17 protein-coding genes and 1 pseudogene are annotated in these 15395 nt (G+C 67.1%); 6 read left to right on the plus strand and 12 right to left on the minus strand.

Annotation, left to right across the window (positions count from 1 at the left end):
• The 3 genes and pseudogenes from ASE30_RS29900 to ASE30_RS11915 all read right to left on the minus strand — a co-directional run.
• Positions 1-100, minus strand: a pseudogene (locus ASE30_RS29900) (type VI secretion system tube protein Hcp); the annotation flags it as partial.
• Positions 101-539: 439 nt separating this feature from the next.
• The gene (fba, locus tag ASE30_RS11910) at positions 540-1604 is read right to left on the minus strand and encodes a class II fructose-bisphosphate aldolase (RefSeq protein WP_057284526.1); all 1065 of its coding nucleotides are present in this window, start codon (positions 1602-1604) and stop codon (positions 540-542) included.
• Between the two features lie 202 nt (positions 1605-1806).
• Entirely contained in the window at positions 1807-2706 is a 900-nt protein-coding gene (locus ASE30_RS11915; RefSeq protein WP_057284527.1) for an SMP-30/gluconolactonase/LRE family protein, read from the minus strand.
• Between the two features lie 343 nt (positions 2707-3049).
• Between ASE30_RS11915 and ASE30_RS11920 the strand changes: the two genes are divergently transcribed.
• Positions 3050-4342: a dicarboxylate/amino acid:cation symporter gene (locus tag ASE30_RS11920; RefSeq protein WP_057284528.1), complete on the plus strand. Its 1293-nt coding sequence runs from the start codon at positions 3050-3052 to the stop codon at positions 4340-4342.
• Between the two features lie 135 nt (positions 4343-4477).
• Positions 4478-4867 (plus strand): hypothetical protein, encoded by a 390-nt coding sequence (locus ASE30_RS11925; RefSeq protein ID WP_057284572.1) that lies wholly within the window; start codon positions 4478-4480, stop codon positions 4865-4867.
• 24 nt (positions 4868-4891) lie between these two features.
• Here ASE30_RS11925 and ASE30_RS11930 read toward each other — a convergent pair whose 3' ends face one another.
• From ASE30_RS11930 to phnG, 9 genes are all read right to left on the minus strand, one after another.
• Positions 4892-5326, minus strand: coding sequence for a hypothetical protein (locus tag ASE30_RS11930; RefSeq protein ID WP_057284529.1), 435 nt, complete (start codon positions 5324-5326; stop codon positions 4892-4894).
• A gap of 155 nt (positions 5327-5481) precedes the next feature.
• Positions 5482-6024: an MOSC domain-containing protein gene (locus tag ASE30_RS11935; RefSeq protein WP_057284530.1), complete on the minus strand. Its 543-nt coding sequence runs from the start codon at positions 6022-6024 to the stop codon at positions 5482-5484.
• A gap of 21 nt (positions 6025-6045) precedes the next feature.
• Positions 6046-7245 carry an alpha-D-ribose 1-methylphosphonate 5-triphosphate diphosphatase gene (locus ASE30_RS11940; protein WP_057284531.1) on the minus strand — a complete coding sequence of 400 codons (1200 nt, stop codon included), beginning with the start codon at positions 7243-7245 and terminating at the stop codon, positions 6046-6048.
• A gap of 2 nt (positions 7246-7247) precedes the next feature.
• Positions 7248-7967, minus strand: coding sequence for a phosphonate C-P lyase system protein PhnL (gene phnL / locus ASE30_RS11945; RefSeq protein ID WP_057284532.1), 720 nt, complete (start codon positions 7965-7967; stop codon positions 7248-7250).
• 2 nt (positions 7968-7969) lie between these two features.
• Positions 7970-8746 (minus strand): phosphonate C-P lyase system protein PhnK, encoded by a 777-nt coding sequence (gene phnK / locus ASE30_RS11950; protein ID WP_057284533.1) that lies wholly within the window; start codon positions 8744-8746, stop codon positions 7970-7972.
• The gene (locus tag ASE30_RS11955; protein WP_057284534.1) at positions 8743-9624 is read right to left on the minus strand and encodes an alpha-D-ribose 1-methylphosphonate 5-phosphate C-P-lyase PhnJ; all 882 of its coding nucleotides are present in this window, start codon (positions 9622-9624) and stop codon (positions 8743-8745) included. The genes phnK and ASE30_RS11955 overlap by 4 nt, the downstream gene beginning before the upstream one ends.
• The gene (locus tag ASE30_RS11960) at positions 9621-10736 is read right to left on the minus strand and encodes a carbon-phosphorus lyase complex subunit PhnI (protein WP_057284535.1); all 1116 of its coding nucleotides are present in this window, start codon (positions 10734-10736) and stop codon (positions 9621-9623) included. Before ASE30_RS11960 ends, ASE30_RS11955 begins: the two co-directional genes overlap by 4 nt.
• Before the next feature lies 1 nt (position 10737).
• The gene (phnH, locus tag ASE30_RS11965; protein WP_057284536.1) at positions 10738-11355 is read right to left on the minus strand and encodes a phosphonate C-P lyase system protein PhnH; all 618 of its coding nucleotides are present in this window, start codon (positions 11353-11355) and stop codon (positions 10738-10740) included.
• A 1-nt stretch (position 11356) separates the two neighbouring features.
• Positions 11357-11827 carry a phosphonate C-P lyase system protein PhnG gene (phnG, locus tag ASE30_RS11970; RefSeq protein WP_057284537.1) on the minus strand — a complete coding sequence of 157 codons (471 nt, stop codon included), beginning with the start codon at positions 11825-11827 and terminating at the stop codon, positions 11357-11359.
• Positions 11828-12010: 183 nt separating this feature from the next.
• Between phnG and phnF the strand changes: the two genes are divergently transcribed.
• The 4 genes from phnF to phnN all read left to right on the plus strand — a co-directional run bounded on the left by phnF (position 12011) and on the right by phnN (position 15393).
• On the plus strand, positions 12011-12733 hold the full coding sequence (gene phnF, locus ASE30_RS11975; protein ID WP_057284538.1) for a phosphonate metabolism transcriptional regulator PhnF: 723 nt from the start codon (positions 12011-12013) through the stop codon (positions 12731-12733).
• Between the two features lie 127 nt (positions 12734-12860).
• The gene (locus ASE30_RS11980) at positions 12861-14060 is read left to right on the plus strand and encodes an alpha-D-ribose 1-methylphosphonate 5-triphosphate diphosphatase (protein WP_057284539.1); all 1200 of its coding nucleotides are present in this window, start codon (positions 12861-12863) and stop codon (positions 14058-14060) included.
• A gap of 2 nt (positions 14061-14062) precedes the next feature.
• On the plus strand, positions 14063-14806 hold the full coding sequence (locus tag ASE30_RS11985) for a DUF1045 domain-containing protein (RefSeq protein WP_057284540.1): 744 nt from the start codon (positions 14063-14065) through the stop codon (positions 14804-14806).
• A complete protein-coding gene (gene phnN, locus ASE30_RS11990) occupies positions 14803-15393 on the plus strand; it encodes a phosphonate metabolism protein/1,5-bisphosphokinase (PRPP-forming) PhnN (protein WP_057284541.1) in 591 nt (196 codons plus the stop codon). The genes ASE30_RS11985 and phnN overlap by 4 nt, the downstream gene beginning before the upstream one ends.
• Positions 15394-15395: the final 2 nt, after the last annotated feature.

The raw sequence follows: 15395 nt of genomic DNA on the forward strand, positions 1-15395 counted from the left end.
CTTCCACGTAGACGTTGCCGACCGAGTCGGCGGTGAAGGCGCCCTGGGTGATGTTGCCCTGGGTTTTGCCGGTGATGCTGATGTAGGCGGGGGTAGGCATGACGGAACTCCGTTGTCGTCGTTAAGGCCCTGAGGGCCGTTAAACCTCCCGATGGAGGCGCTACGACGTCATATGCAAAACCCGTGCCAGATTCGGGCAACCAGAAATAAGCCATAAATAATCAATGACTTACGAGGATTCTCCGAGCGCTTGGAGTTGCCAAATCCAACCACGTGGCGAGAACCAGCGATTTTCAACGAAAAATCGGGCCAGATTTGACCCGATTTTTTATAAGCCATTGATAACTAAGGAAACGGAGCGAGCCAAATTTGACCCGGTCGGGTCAAATTTGGCCCGCTCTATCTTGCGGAGCGATTTTGGAACCTGCACAAGGCATTGCCTCGACCGGCCTAAGTGCCAAAAAACAAAAGGGCTGACCCGCAAGGATCAGCCCTTTTTCCTGTGCCGCCGCCCCCTCAGGGGCGTTGGCGCGGGAGGCTTACTGAACCACCTGGGCCAGCTTGCCCGACGCGTATTGCGCGGCGATTTCGGTCAGCGGCAGGGCCTTGATCTTGCTGGCGTTGCCGGCGGTGCCGAATTCGTTGTAGCGAGCCACACAGATGGCCTTGGCGGCGGCGCGGGCGGGCTTGAGGTATTCGCGCGGGTCGAACTTTTCGGGGTTCTCGGCGAAGAAGCGGCGGATCGCGCCGGTCATGGCCAGACGGATATCGGTGTCGATATTGATCTTGCGCACGCCGTACTTGATGGCTTCCTGGATTTCCTCGACGGGCACGCCGTAGGTTTCCTTCATGTTGCCGCCGAATTCACGGATCTCGGCCAGCAGTTCCTGCGGGACGCTGGAGCTGCCGTGCATCACCAGGTGGGTGTTGGGCAGGCGGGCGTGGATTTCCTTGATGCGGGAGATCGACAGGATGTCGCCGGTGGGCTTGCGCGTGAACTTGTAGGCGCCGTGGCTGGTGCCGATGGCGATGGCCAGCGCGTCCAGTTGCGTGCGGCGCACGAAGTCGGCGGCCTGTTCCGGGTCGGTCAGCAGCTGATCCATGGTCAGCTTGCCGTCGGCGCCGTGGCCGTCTTCCTTGTCGCCTTCCATGGTTTCAAGCGAACCCAGGCAGCCGAGTTCGCCTTCGACGGTCACGCCCAGCTTGTGGGCGATGTCCACGACCTTCTTGGTGACGTCGACGTTGTAGTCGTAGTCGGCGATGGTCTTGCCGTCTTCCTTGAGCGAACCGTCCATCATGACGCTGGAGAATCCCAGGTCGATGGCGCCTTGGCAGACCTTGGGCGACTGGCCGTGATCCTGGTGCATGACCACGGGGATGTGCGGATAGGACTCAACGGCGGCCTGGATCAGGTACTTCAGGAAGCCTTCGCCCGCGTACTTGCGCGCGCCGGCCGAGGCCTGCATGATCACGGGGCTGTCGGTCTCCGCAGCGGCTTCCATGATGGCCTGGACCTGTTCCAGGTTGTTGACGTTGAAAGCCGGAATGCCGTAGCCGTGCTCGGCGGCGTGGTCGAGCAACTGGCGCATGGAGACTAGGGCCATGAGTGGTCCTCCTTAGGTACTGTCTATTGAAAGATGGTTGAAGTCCTGCTGAATGGGGTGATTTTACGGGGGAATCGAAGAAAGGTCTTGCAACGGCCGGTATCCTATCCCTTCAGGCGATGCCGAACGGACGGGCGCAAGCGGCCGCCCTCATCCCGATGCAGGACGGGCCGGCGATACGCTTACGCCTCGCGCACTATGCTTACGGCCTGCCGGCGTGCGGCACGTCCACCCGGGTCGCGAGTATGCGGGCCTCTGGCCTGGCCCGGCGGTTGGCTTCGACGAAGTCCGGCGCGGCCGCCATGAACAGGGTCCGGCCATCCGGTCCCCCCAGGGCCGCGGCGAAGATGCCGAATTCGCCGGTATCGATCTGCTCCAGGATCCTGCCGCCCCGTTCGACGCGCACGATGCGCTTGCCGATGGCGTCGCCCACCCAGATCGCCCCTTCGGCATCCAGCGCGCCGCCGTCCGGCGCGATGGCTGATGCGCCGATCAGCACGGACAGGTCATCGCTGGCGGGCAATTCCCCGAAATTGGCCCAGTCCCGGCGAGGCCCCAGCGCGCCGTTGGCCTGGATGTCGAACTCGGAAATGCGGTTGCCGAAGGTTTCGTTGACGATCAGCGTCTTGCCGTCCGGCGTGATGAACGAGCCGTTGGGGAAGCACAGCCCGTCCGCCACCACCTGCGCCACGCCGTCGGGATCGACGCGCACCAGGGTCGTGGTCTGGACTGGCGCGCCGTTCATGATGTCGAAGCCGAAGTTGCCCACATAGGCCCTGCCCTGCGCGTCCACCACCATGTCGTTGACGTGCCCGCCCGTCAGCGCGGACAGGTCGGCGTGGACCGACAACGTGCCGTCGGCCTCGCGGCGCAGCACCTTGCGGTCTTTCATGGACGAGATCAGCAGGCGGCCATCGGGCAGCCAGCCCAGGCCCGACGGCTGCTGCGGCACCAGACAGACGCGGTCCACGGCGCCCTGCGCCGTCACGGTGATGACGTGGCCTGTATAGAAGTCCGACGCCCACAGGCGGTCCTCGTGCCAGCGCAACCCTTCAAGGTAGGTGTATCCAGACGCCAGTACGGACAATTCGCGATTCGGCATTGCTTTGTCTCCTTTGTCGCCCCCCGGCGGGGCCTGTGCTTGCGTCCGGCCCCATCGATGAAGGCCGGCGCCCATTCTGGCACGCCTGCCGCCGCTCGTTCCACCTTGCGGGCCGATACAAATTGCATTCTGCGCACACCCTTGGAGGCGTAAAAACGCCGCTCCATCCGTCCCCAAACTGACAACTAACTGTCAGGTGGCGGGCGTTAACATCGCGCCCCAAGGGTTAACCCGCAGCACCTCCCGGGCCCCTGGCATGTCCGTCACCGGACCGTCTTGCCCCGCCCCATGCCGGCGGGCCAGCCCCTTGGGGCAGCGGCGGCTCCCCGTTTTCCGTTTGAACATGAACACTAAGAAGCTGACGCGTTACATCGGCATCGCCATGGTGCTGGGCATCGTGGTGGGTTATTTCTGCAATACCTACGCGCAGAACCAGCAGGAGGCGGCGCAGATTGCCTCCTACTTCAGCCTGGTTACGGACATCTTCCTGCGCATGATCAAGATGATCATCGCGCCGCTCGTGTTCGCTACCCTGGTGACCGGCCTGGCCAGCATGAGCGACGCCAGCGCCGTCGGCCGCATCGGCATGCGCGCCATGATCTGGTTCATCGCGGCCTCCGCGATCTCGCTGCTGCTGGGCCTGGCGCTGGTGAACATCTTTCAGCCCGGCGCGCACCTGAACCTGGCCCTGCCCGACGCGGGCCTGACGTCCGGCCTGAAGACCGGCGACTTCACGCTCAAGGCCTTCATCGCCCACGTGTTCCCCAAGAGCATCGCGGAGGCCATGGCCAACAACGAGATCCTGCAGATCCTGGTGTTCTCGCTGTTCTTCGGCGCGGCGCTGTCGTACATCCGCGGCAAGGGCCACAACACGCTCTACAACATGATCGATGAGCTGGCCAAGATCATGTTCCGCGTGACCGACTATGTCATGCGCTTCGCGCCGCTGGGCGTGTTCGCCGCCATGGCCGCGGCCATCACCACGGAAGGCCTGGGCGTGCTGGTCAGCTACGGCAAGCTGATCGGCGAGTTCTACCTGGGGCTGGCGTTGCTGTGGGCCATCCTGTTCGGTGTGGGCTATCTGTTCCTGGGCAGATCCACGCGCCGCCTGGCCGGCCTGATCAAGGAACCCACCCTGCTGGCCTTCTCCACCGCCAGCAGCGAATCCGCCTATCCCAAGACGATCGAGGCCCTGGAACGGTTTGGCGTGTCCAAGCGCATTTCCGGCTTTGTGCTGCCGCTGGGCTACTCGTTCAACCTGGACGGCTCGATGATGTACCAGTCGTTCGCGGTGCTGTTCATCGCGCAGGCCTACAACATCGAGATGAGCTTTGCGCAGCAGCTCACCCTGCTGCTGGTGCTGATGGTGACCAGCAAGGGCATGGCGGGCGTGGCGCGCGCGTCGCTGGTCGTGGTGGCCGCGACGCTGCCGATGTTCCACCTGCCGGAAGCCGGCCTGCTGCTGATCATGGGCATCGACCAGTTTTTCGACATGGGCCGCACCGCGACCAACGTGGTGGGCAACAGCCTGGCCACGGCCGTCATCGCCAAGCTGGAGGGCAAGGAAGAGGCTCCGTCCGCCGCCCCCGAAACGGAAGGCGCGCCGGCCAGTCCGCCCGCCACCCAGAACGCATAAGAAAATCGGGCCGCAACGGCCCGATTTTTCTGGCCGCCGCAAGCTTGACCGGCTGCAGGGGCCGGGCGCAACATAGAGGCCCGTTTTTCACATTGCGGCGCGGCGCGCATGGGCGCCCCGCCTTCCTTGCACGCCATGAAATCCCGTCCCGTTCTTCGTGCCCTGGCGCTGCCCGCGCTTGCCGCGTGCGCCCTGGCCACCGCCCCCGCCGCGCATGCCTGGACCCGCATTTCCTGCGACCTTTCCGGCACCGTATCCAGCCTGCCCGCAACCCTGCGGCAGTTCCGGACCGATGGCACGGAGCTGTCTCAGGTGATGTTCAGATTGAAGGTCAGCGCCGCCGGCATTCCGGACGGCGAGCGCGCCGACAGCGATTGCACCCCGTTCGTGAACCGGGAGGTCGACGTGGTGCTGGACGATGTCGCGGCCCGCGCGATCCACAAGGGCAAGCCCCTGAAAGTGCGCTACCACTATGATGAATCGCTGGGGCAGAGCCTGGCGACAAAATACGAGCTGGCCCCTTAGGGCCGGCTCCGGGATGCGGCGGGTTTAATCGTTGACCGAGCAGGACACGGGCGTGCCGTCTTCGAATTCGACGTCATACGTGTGCACCGGATCCCAGGGCAGCGTGAACCACAGTTCGTAGCCGTCGCCGTCTTCGTCGAACAGCCACAGGGCGCGCAGCACGGCCTTGTCGGCCATGGCTTCGGGGGTTTCTTCCTTGAGCAGTTGATCGTCTTCGATGCCGAGCTTCTTGCAGTGCTCGTACGAATAGTTATCAAGCAGGAATTCGGCCGCGGCCAGAATCTGGTCATCGAGATTGTCGATGATGGCCTTGACCACCTTGGACGCGGCGCCGTCGGGCTCTTCGCCGTCCGTCTGGATCATGACGTGGATGGGCGGACGGCCTTCGCCCGCGGCGACGTTCTCGGCCGCCCAGAGATCGGGTTCTTCGGGGTCTTGAGTGAAATTGAATCGTGCCATCGCGCGCTCCGGAAAGAGAGGTGGCGAGCCGCGGTAGATACGGCGTCGCCTTAGGCGGTTACGCCTTTCCGCCATTTAACCAGATGCCAGCCCCCCCGTCTGTGGCTGCCGGCGATGTTTTTGCGCCTAGCACGGCCGCACCCTGAAAGACGGTCTTAAACCCGTTCCAGCGGAAGATGGGGCGGCTTGGGCAGCGTCACGCGGATGGAATCGCCCGCGCCCACCGTGCCGCCCGCCACCACGATGCCCATGACGCCGGCGCGGCGCATCAGGCTGCCGTCGGCATGGCGGCCCAGCACGGCGGCGGTCAAGCCCTGCTGGTAGTGGTCCAACTGGACGCAAGGGTTGCGCAAGCCGGTAATTTCGACAATCGCGTCCGCGCCCAGATGCAGCCGCGCACCGCGCGGCAGGCCCAGCAGGTCGATGCCGCGGGTGGTGATGTTTTCGCCCATCGTGCCCTCGGCCACATTGAAACCCGCTGCTTGGAGTTCGTCGTGGAGCTCGCCGTGGATCAGGTGGACCTGGCGCAGGTTGGGCTGCGTGGGATCGGCCCGGACCCTGGAACGGTGTTTGACGGTAACCCCCAGGTGCGCGTCGCCTTCCACGCCCAGGCCCGCCAGAAGCAGGATGGCGGGGACCACCGCCTTGGTGAAGGTATGCGTCTGGCTGAGCGCCACGGCTGTCACGACAGGATTCATTGCGGGTCTCCGGAAATCGCGTCAGGCCGCTAGGCTCTGCGGCTCGCCCGCCCTGCCCTCGTGCTCGCGCACCGGCGGATAGTGGGTCGAGAATACCAGCCGGCCGGCCGACCACGTATGGCTGATCAGCGGCTGCGCGCCCACCTGGGCGACCGCCACCAGGTCCGCGCGCAAGCCCACCGCGATACGGCCGCGGTCCGACAGGCCGCACGCCGCCGCCGGATTCAGCGTGACCAGCGCGATGGCCCGCGGCAAATCAAGGTCCGTCTGTGCCGCCACCGCGAAGGCGGCGGCGATCAGCGTCGATGGCTGGTAGTCCGAGCACAGGCAGCTCGCCACGCCCGCGCGAATGGCGTCGATGGCGCGCATGGATCCGCTCTGGCTCTGGCCGCGCAGCACGTTGGGCGCGCCCAGGATGGTGGGCAGGCCGCAGGACACCGCCGCCCGCGCCGTGTCCAGGGTGATGGGGAACTCGCTCATCGCCACGCCCAGGTTGCGCATGGTGGCGATTCGCTGGATGGAGTCGTCATCGTGGCTGGCGGTGGGGATGCCCAGCGCATGCGCCTGCGACAGCAGCGCTTCCACGCGCGCGACGGCGCCGTCCTTGGCGCGCGCCTTGGATTGCGCGGCCTCCTCGGCCTGCTCGCGGCTCATCGCATGGTTGCCCATCATGTATTGCAGATAGGATTCCAGCGTCTTGAACTGGCCCTGGCCCGGCGAATGGTCCATGACCGACAGCAGGTCGACCGCGCCTTCGTCCATCAAGGCACGCAGCACGTCCACGGACGTCTCATCGGTGACTTCGTAACGGCAATGGACTCGGTTGTCCACCAGGCTGTGGTGGCGGAAGGCGCGCACCGTGCGCACCACCTGCGCCGCGGTCTGGTTGTTGCGCACGCCCCATTCGTTGTTGGCGAACGACAGGGCGTGATAGGGCGTGGTGATGCCCGCGGCGGCATTGCGGCGGTCCACTTGCGCCACCGCGAAGTCCAGCGGAAACAGCACGCGCGAGCGCGGCTCGGCTTCCTTTTCGATGGCGTCGCAATGCAGGTCGATCAAGCCCGGCATCAGGGTCTGGCCCTGCAGGTCGATCTCGCGGTCGGCCTGCGCGCCATCCGGTTCGATGGCGACGATGTGGCCGCCGTCGATCAGCACGGCGCTGTTTTCCAGAACCCGGTCGGCCAACACCACGCGGGCATGGGTGAGGTAGGTGCTTTGCATGGTTACTCCGTGTCCGCCAGGGCGGGCTGCGCGGGGCGCAGGGCAATCGTCTTGGTGGCGACGGCATCGCGCACCTCGGCGTCATGGAAGATGCCCAGCAGGCAGCGTCCACCGGCCAGGGCCTCGTGGATCAGTTCGATCACCACGCGCCGGTTGTCCGCGTCCAGCGAAGCAGTGGGTTCGTCCAGCAGCAGGATCGGATGTCCGGCGATAAAGCCGCGCGCGATGTTCACCCGCTGCTGCTCGCCGCCGGAGAAAGTGGCTGGAGCCAGGCCCCACAGCCGGGACGGCACGTTCAGGCGCTGCAGCAAGGCGGCGGCGCGGGCGCGGGCCTCTTCGCCGTCCACCCCGGCCATGCGCAGCGGTTCGGCCACCACCTCCAGCGCCGACACGCGCGGTATCACGCGCAGGAACTGGCTGACATAGCCGATTACGTCGCGGCGCAGCGCCAGGATGCGCTGTTCGGGTGCGCCCACCAGTTCCACCCATTGGCCCCCGGCGCGCACACGGATGCTGCCCTCGGTCGCCAGATAGTTGCCGTAAAGGCAGCGCAGCAGGGTGCTTTTGCCGGTGCCCGAGGGCCCCGCCAGCACCAGGCAGTCGCCCGCGTCCGCATCGAAGTCGACGGACTCCAGCACCGGCAGGCGCATGCCGCCCTGGTTGTGCAGGGTGAACATCTTTCCGAGGCCCCGCACCTCGATCATGGATTTCGTTGCGCTCATGTTCAGCTCTGCAGGATGGAAGACACCAGCAACTGGGTGTAGGGATGCTGCGGATCGTCGAGTATCTGGTCGGTCAGCCCGCTTTCGACGACTTCGCCGCCGCGCATGACCAGCGTGCGGTGGGCCAATAGCCGCGCCACGGCCAGGTCGTGCGTGACGACGATGGCGGCCAGCCCCAGGTCGGTCACAAGCTGGCGCAGCAGGTCCAGCAGCCGCGCCTGCACCGAGACGTCGAGCGACGCGGTGGGTTCGTCCATGAACACCAGCCGCGGGTGCGTCACGAGGTTGCGGGCGATCTGCAGGCGCTGCTGCATGCCGCCCGAAAACGCCACCGGCGTCTCGTCCAGGCGGCTGGCGTCGATCTCCATCTTTTGCAGCCAGCTACCCGCGGCCTGACGCAGATCGCCGTAGTGCCGGTCGCCCACGGCCATCAGCCGCTCGGCAATGTTGGCGCCGGCGCTGACCTGCATGCGCAGGCCGTCGCGGGCGTTCTGGCGCACGAAACCCCAATCGGTGCGGGACAGCAGGCGCAGGCGCGCGCCTTGCAGCGCGGCCAGGTCGATGAAGCCCTGATCGCGGGTGTCGTACCAGACGCTGCCCGCGTCCGGCTGCGTCTGGTACGACACCGCGGACAGCAAGGTGCTCTTGCCCGACCCTGACTCGCCGACCACGCACAGCACTTCGCCGGGGTAGAGATCGAAACTGACGTTGCGGCAGCCGTGGGTGCCGTCCCAGGTGCGCGTCATGTTGCGCACCGAAAGCAGAGGTTGGGCGTTCATGCGGCGGCCTCGTTGGCGGCGGCTTGCGCCTGGCGGTGGTTGCAGTATTCGGTGTCCGAGCAGACGAAGCGGCGCGTGCCGGCGTCGTCCAGGATGATCTCGTCCAGGTAGCTGTCGCCCGAGCCGCACAGGTCGCAGCATTCGGTCCATTTCTCTATCGTGAAGGGATGGTCCTCGAAGTCCAGGCTCTTCACGCGGGTGTACGGCGGAACCGCATAGACCCGCTTTTCGCGGCCGGCGCCGAACAGCATCAGCGCCGGGCTGCGGTCCAGCTTGGGGTTGTCGAATTTCGGGATGGGCGACGGCCGCATCATGTAGCGGTCGTTCACGATGACCGGGTAGTCATAAGTGGTGGCGATGTGCCCGTGCTGCGCGATGTCCTCGTACAGCTTGACGTGCATGCCGCCGTATTCCGCCAGCGCGTGCATGGTGCGGGTCTCGGCCTCGCTGGGCTCGAGCCACCGCAGCGGCTCGGGCACGGGCACCTGAAACACCATGACCTGCCCTTCGACGAGCGGAGTCTCGGGGATGCGGTGGCGCGTCTGCACGATGGTCGCCGCGGGCGTGGATTCGGTGGTCGCCACGCCGGTCACGCGGCCGAAGAAGCGGCGGATGCTGATGGCATTGGTGGTGTCGTCCGATCCCTGGTCGATGACCTTCAGCACGTCATCGCGGCCGATGATGGACGCGGTGACCTGGATGCCGCCCGTGCCCCAGCCGTAGGGCAGCGGCATCTCGCGGCTACCGAAGGGCACCTGGTAGCCGGGGATCGCCACGGCCTTGAGCAGGGCGCGGCGCAGCATGCGCTTGGTGGACTCGTCCAGATACGCGAAGTTGTAGTGGCCGTCGCGGTCGGCCGTTGGGTTGCGTATCGTCATGGGGAAACGGCCTCGTCCATCAGCTTGTTGTGCGCGGCATCCGGCGCGCCGCGTTCCGCGCGCAAGCGGCGCAGCAGTTCCAGGTTGGACTGGAAGTCCACGTAGTGCGGCAGCTTCAGGTGCTGCACGAAACCCGACGCCTCGACGTTGTCGCTGTGATACAGCACGAACTCATGGTCGTTGGCCGGAGAGTCGGCGCGCTCGCCCAGGTCGCTCGCCTTCAGGGCGCGGTCCACCAGCGCCATCGACATGGCCTTGCGTTCGCCGTAGCCGAAGGTCAGCCCGTAGCCGCGCGTGAACTTCGGCCCGTCGTCGGCGGTGCCTGCGAACTGGCTGACCATCTGGCATTCGGTGACCTCGATCTCGCCCACGGCCACGCTGAAACCCAGCTCTTCGATGTGCATCTCCACCTCCAGGGCGCCGTAGCGGATCTCGGCGGCGAACGGGTGGGTGTTGCCGTAACCGCGCTGCGTGGAGTAGCCCATGGACAGCAGGAAGCCTTCGTCCGCGCGCGCCAGGTTCTGCAGCCGGGCCGCCCGCGTGGCGGGAAAGTCCAGGGGCTGGCGCGTCAGGTCGAAGGGTTCGGGGTCGCCCTCCGGGACGGGCTCCGCGTCGATCAGTTCGTCTTGCGCCAGCAGGTCCGTCACGCGCGGCATGGCGCTGTTCAGCGCCTCGCCGCCCGGCGGCAAGGCGTCGGCCTCGCGCTGCGCTTCCAGCGAGAAGTCCAGCAGGCGCTGCGTGTAGTCATAGGTCGGGCCCAGGATCTGCCCGCCCGGCACGTCCTTGAACGTGGACGAAATGCGGCGGTGCAGGCGCATGCAGCCGGTATCGATCGGCTGGGTGTAGCCGTATCGGGACAAGGTGGTGCGGTAGGCACGCAGCAGGAACACGGCTTCGATCAGGTCCCCGGCCGCCTGCTTGATCGCCAGCGCCGCGAGTTGCGGATCGTAAAGCGACCCTTCCGCCATGACGCGCGACACCGCCAGCGGCATCTGTCCGCGTATCTGCTCCAGGCTGAGCTCGGGCACCTTACGGTCGCCCCGCCGGTAGTCGTCCAGCATGCGATAGGAATTCAGGATGGCGCGCTCGCCTCCCTTCACGGCCACATACATATCAGCTCTCCACGCGCGTGCTGCGAGGCAGCCCGCAAATCCGCCGGCCCTGCGTCAGGAAGACGTCGACGCCCAGCGGGAACCGTTGATGATTGCGCCGCCATTCACGCCAGAAGCCGTCCGGCAGGCCCGCCGCGCGCAGTGTTTGCCGCGTCTGGATGCCCGGGCCGGACAGCATGGCGGCGTCCCCGTCCGTCAGTGATTCCACCTCGATCAGCAAGGTGGTCGACAGGTCGGGAAAGGCCGGGTCGCCCTGATGGCAGGCGGACAGCGCGGGCGCGTCCGAGCCCGCCGGTACGGCCGCGAACCGGGCCAGCGACGGCGACGGCACGATGGGGCACGCGCAATGAAAGCGCAGGAACGCAAGCACGTCCGCGCCGGTGGACTGCGGCAGCCACAGCGGGGTGTCCACGTCCACCAGCGTCAGCAGCAAGGCCGTCATGGCGGGCGACAGGCCGTCGGGCACGCCGCTGGCGGCCACGATGTCGTGCACCCGGCCCGGGTGGGCCAGCGCGTTCAACGCCGCGCGGAACGTAGCCTGCGCATCATGGCCCGGGTCCGCGAAGCCGGGCAGCAGCGCCCGGCTGGCCGCCGCGGCAGAGAGCATTTCTTGTTGCATGTCAGTCCTCGCCTCGCACCATCGTGAAGAACTCCACCTTGGTCTGTGCCGCCACGCGCGCCTGGCGTTCCACCCGTTCCGCGTGCTGGCGCGCCAGCGGCTGGATCAGTTGCGCCTGCACGGTTTCATGCCAGCCCGGCAACTGCAGCAGCGCGTCGGCGATCGCGGCCTGCTCGGCGTGGCGCAGCGAACGGCCCTGCACGTAGGACACGCCGACCACACCGTCATCCAGGGTTATGGCGCAACGTGTCACGGTGATTTCTCCCAGGTTGAACCGGGTTCCGGTGCCGCCGCTGCGCGCCCGCACCATGGCCATGCCCGTCTGTGCCGGCCGCAGCGTCCGATGCGCGGGCACGCCGCCCAGCGCGCCAAACGCCCCGTCCAGCGCGGCCGGATCGGCCATCGCCAGCACTCGCATCCAGGCGGCACGCCGTGCGTTGGCCGCGTCCTGCCCTTGTTGTGGGTGATCCATATTTCCTCTACACGTCTAGACGACTGGATGGAGTATGATCGCTCGGAATCCGAAGTTCAACAGCCTGGCGTGAATTTTTGATGACAGTTGCGGTCTGTCCCCACTGCCTATCCGGGCGGAGCCACATGATGCACAATCACAGCCAATCTTCATGAACTTGACGTGACAGCACGAGCGCACCCTATGGTTGAACGAGGTTCCGGCATCGCCGTCTGGCGGCAAATCGGCGAATCGCTTGCGGACGACATCCGCAACAAACTCTATGCGGCGGGCGAACAGCTTCCGTCGGAACCGGAACTGGCCGCCAAGTTCTCGGTAAACCGCCACACCATCCGGCGTGCCATGGGCGAACTCGAACAAGGCGGCCTGGTCCGGATCGAGCAGGGGCGCGGCACCTTCGTGCAAGAGCACGCCATCGATTACGCCATCGGCAAGCGCACGCGCTTTTCCGAAAACCTGCGCAGCCAGGGCGTGCTGGGCCACCTGGAGGCCCTGGGCAGCCAGACGCTGCGCGCGGCCGACATCGCCAAGCACCTGGGCCTCACACGCAGCGCGCCTCTGTTGCGCGTGCAGATCATGGGCAAGGCCGAGAACCGGCCCATCAGCGCCTCCGAGCATTTCTTCGACGAAAAGCGCTTCCCGGATTTCGCGGAACGCCTCACGGCGCTGCGCTCGGTGTCCAAGGTGTATGCGCACTACGGCATCGGCGACTACACGCGCAAGTGGTCGCGCATCACCGCCGCCCTGCCCACCCCGGAGATCGCCCGCCTGCTGGGCCAGCCGAAGACGCGGCCGATCCTGCAGGTGGAAGCCCTGAACGTCGATCAGGACGGCGCGCCGCTGCAGTACAGCATCACCCGCTTCGTCGGCGACCTGGTCCAGCTCATGGTGGCGGACGACGCATGACGGCGGGCACGCCGCTGGCCGGACGCCGGCGGCGTGCCATGGACGGAAGTATCTGAAAGCAATGCCGCGAAAGTCGCTACACACATCTAGACATCTGGTTGTAATGCAAGATCGATAACGTCTCATCATGAACTCACACGCACACGCCCCCTCGCCCTTGGCCGGTGTCACAGGCCAACGTATCCTGACCCCTCGCGGCATCGCCCAGGCCAGCCTGCGGTTTCAAGGCGGACTGATCGATGACGCGGGCGCCACGCCCGCGCGAGGCGCCGCGTGGTTCGACGCCGGCAACCTGCTGGTGCTGCCCGGCATCGTGGACCTGCACGGCGACGCCTTCGAGCGCGCCATCATGCCCCGGCCCAGCGTGACCTTTCCCTACAACAACGCCCTGTTCGACGTGGACCGCCAGTTGCTGGCCAACGGCATCACCACCGAATTCCATGGCGTCACGCTGTCTTGGGAAGGCGGACTGCGCGGCGAGGCCTACGCCGAACGCATGTTCGACGCGCTGGAAAGCATGCGCCACATCCTGGGCGCGCGGCACTACGTGCATCTGCGCTTCGAAACGCATCACGTGGGCGGCCTGGACATCGCCCAGCAATGGATACGCGATGGCCGCGTCCGCTTCCTGGCCTTGAACGACCACCTGCCCAGCATGGCGCGCCGACTGGGCGACGAGCGCCGCCTGATGCAATACGCCAACCGCGCCGAGTGCGACCTGGATGTGTTCCAGGATCGGATCCGCGCCGCCATGTCGGCGTCCGGCGCGGTGGCGGACGCCATGCGCGAGCTGACGCTGTGCGCGCAACAGGCCGGCCTGAAGGTGGCCTCGCACGACGATCCCGATGCCGCCACGCGCCGCTACTACCATCAACTGGGCTGCGGCGTGGCCGAGTTTCCCCTGACGCGCGAGGCCGCCGGAGTCGCGCGCGACCTGGGCGATTCCGTCGTCTTCGGGGCGCCCAACGTGGTGCGCGGCGGCAGCCACACCGGCGCGCCCGGGGCCACCGACATGATCCGCGCGGGACTGTGCGACATCCTGACCTCGGATTACTACTACCCCGCGCCGCTGGCGGCCGTCATGCGCCTGGTCCACGACGGCGTGCTGCCGCTGGAACAGGCCTGGAACCTCGTTTCCCTGAATCCGGCCCGCGCCGCCGGCCTGAAGGACCGTGGCGCCCTCGCGCCGGGCCTGATCGCGGACGCCATCGTGGTGGACGACCAGGTGGCCGGCCTGCCCCGCGTCTGCGCGGCCATCGTGGGCGGCGAGCTGCGCTACGCCACGCGCGCCTTCGGCGACGGCCTCGGCCAGCGGATGGCGGCCTGACCATGCCGCTTGCCCATCGTTACGCCCTCTATCTGGCGCCCACCGGCCCGTGGCGCGAACACGGCAGCCGCTGGCTGGGACGCTGCGCCGACACCGGCGAGGCGCTTGCGCCGCTGCCCGGCCAGGCCGACACCCCGCGCGAATGGACACAGGCTCCGCGTCACTATGGCCTGCACGCCACCTTGAAGCCGCCCTTCCGGCTGCGCGCCGGCGCCACGCCGGACGCGGTGGACGCCGCCGCCCGCGAACTGGTCCGCGGATTCCATCCCTTCGAGGTCGCCCTGGAATGTGAAACGTTGCGCGGCTTCCTGGCCTGGCGCATCGCGGACGCCGACACGCAGGGACAGGCCCGTATCCAGGCCCTGGCCGATGCGGCGGTGCGCGGCCTGGACGCCCTGCGCGCCCCGCCCACCCCGGAAGAAACGGCCCGCCGCCAGCCGCGGTCGCTCAGCCCCGCGCAACAGGACATGCTGGCACGCTGGGGCTATCCCTATGTCTTCGATACCTACACCTTCCACATCACCTTGACCGGCAAACTGGCGGGCGCGGCGCTGGAGCAGGCGCGGGCCGGCATCGCCGCCTTCGCCGATCCCCTGCGCGGGCAGGCCATGCCCGTGCCCGGCATCAGCGTCTATGTGCAGCCAGAATCCGGCGCAGACTTCATCGCCGCGCGGCATTACCGCTTCGACGGCAGCCACGCCGACGCGGCCGGCGCGGACTATCTGCAAGGCCCCGCCGCGCGATGAACGGATCCCGGCCGGTCCCGCCGCCCGCCGACGGCGGCCGCCTGATCTACCTGATGGGCCCGTCGGGCAGCGGCAAGGACACACTGCTGCGCCTCCTGCGCACGGGCCTGCGCGGCGAAGAGCCCGTGCTGGTTGCGCACCGCTACATCACCCGCGACAGCGCCGGCACCGAGGACGCGCTGCGCCTCACGCCCGAAGAATTCTCCCGCCGCGCCGCGCTGGGCTGCTTCGCCTTGCGCTGGGCCAGCCACGGGCTGCACTACGGCATCGGGGTCGAGATCGACGCCTGGCTGGCTGGCGGCGCGGCGGTCATCGTCAACGGATCGCGCGCGCACCTGGAACAGGCGCATGCGCGCTATCCGTCGCTGACCGCGGTGGAGGTGTCGGTGGACCCTGGCCTGCTGGCCCGGCGCCTGGCGTCCCGCGGACGCGAAAGCGCCGCGCAGATAGCGGAGCGGCTGTCGCGCGCCGCCCAGCCGTTTCCGGTGCCCGAGCGCTGCCGGCTGCTGCGGGTCAGCAACAACGAGGCGCCGGAGACGGCAGCCGGCGCCCTGCTGGATATCGCCCGCGCAAAGCTGGGACTCTGAAG

This window comes from Achromobacter sp. Root83 (assembly GCF_001428845.1).
Classification (GTDB): domain Bacteria; phylum Pseudomonadota; class Gammaproteobacteria; order Burkholderiales; family Burkholderiaceae_B; genus Achromobacter.

Coding starts and splice junctions, on each gene's coding strand:
- ASE30_RS11940 (WP_057284531.1), bottom strand. CDS start 7,245: ATGCAAAGCACCTACCTCACCCATGCCCGCGTGGTGTTGGCCGACCGG.
- phnH (WP_057284536.1), bottom strand. CDS start 11,355: ATGCAACAAGAAATGCTCTCTGCCGCGGCGGCCAGCCGGGCGCTGCTG.
- ASE30_RS11985 (WP_057284540.1), top strand. CDS start 14,063: ATGCCGCTTGCCCATCGTTACGCCCTCTATCTGGCGCCCACCGGCCCG.
- ASE30_RS11925 (WP_057284572.1), top strand. CDS start 4,478: ATGAAATCCCGTCCCGTTCTTCGTGCCCTGGCGCTGCCCGCGCTTGCC.
- ASE30_RS11920 (WP_057284528.1), top strand. CDS start 3,050: ATGAACACTAAGAAGCTGACGCGTTACATCGGCATCGCCATGGTGCTG.
- phnG (WP_057284537.1), bottom strand. CDS start 11,827: ATGGATCACCCACAACAAGGGCAGGACGCGGCCAACGCACGGCGTGCC.
- phnF (WP_057284538.1), top strand. CDS start 12,011: ATGGTTGAACGAGGTTCCGGCATCGCCGTCTGGCGGCAAATCGGCGAA.
- ASE30_RS11980 (WP_057284539.1), top strand. CDS start 12,861: ATGAACTCACACGCACACGCCCCCTCGCCCTTGGCCGGTGTCACAGGC.
- fba (WP_057284526.1), bottom strand. CDS start 1,604: ATGGCCCTAGTCTCCATGCGCCAGTTGCTCGACCACGCCGCCGAGCAC.
- phnL (WP_057284532.1), bottom strand. CDS start 7,967: ATGAGCGCAACGAAATCCATGATCGAGGTGCGGGGCCTCGGAAAGATG.
- ASE30_RS11930 (WP_057284529.1), bottom strand. CDS start 5,326: ATGGCACGATTCAATTTCACTCAAGACCCCGAAGAACCCGATCTCTGG.
- phnK (WP_057284533.1), bottom strand. CDS start 8,746: ATGAACGCCCAACCTCTGCTTTCGGTGCGCAACATGACGCGCACCTGG.
- ASE30_RS11960 (WP_057284535.1), bottom strand. CDS start 10,736: ATGTATGTGGCCGTGAAGGGAGGCGAGCGCGCCATCCTGAATTCCTAT.
- phnN (WP_057284541.1), top strand. CDS start 14,803: ATGAACGGATCCCGGCCGGTCCCGCCGCCCGCCGACGGCGGCCGCCTG.
- ASE30_RS11955 (WP_057284534.1), bottom strand. CDS start 9,624: ATGACGATACGCAACCCAACGGCCGACCGCGACGGCCACTACAACTTC.
- ASE30_RS11935 (WP_057284530.1), bottom strand. CDS start 6,024: ATGAATCCTGTCGTGACAGCCGTGGCGCTCAGCCAGACGCATACCTTC.
- ASE30_RS11915 (WP_057284527.1), bottom strand. CDS start 2,706: ATGCCGAATCGCGAATTGTCCGTACTGGCGTCTGGATACACCTACCTT.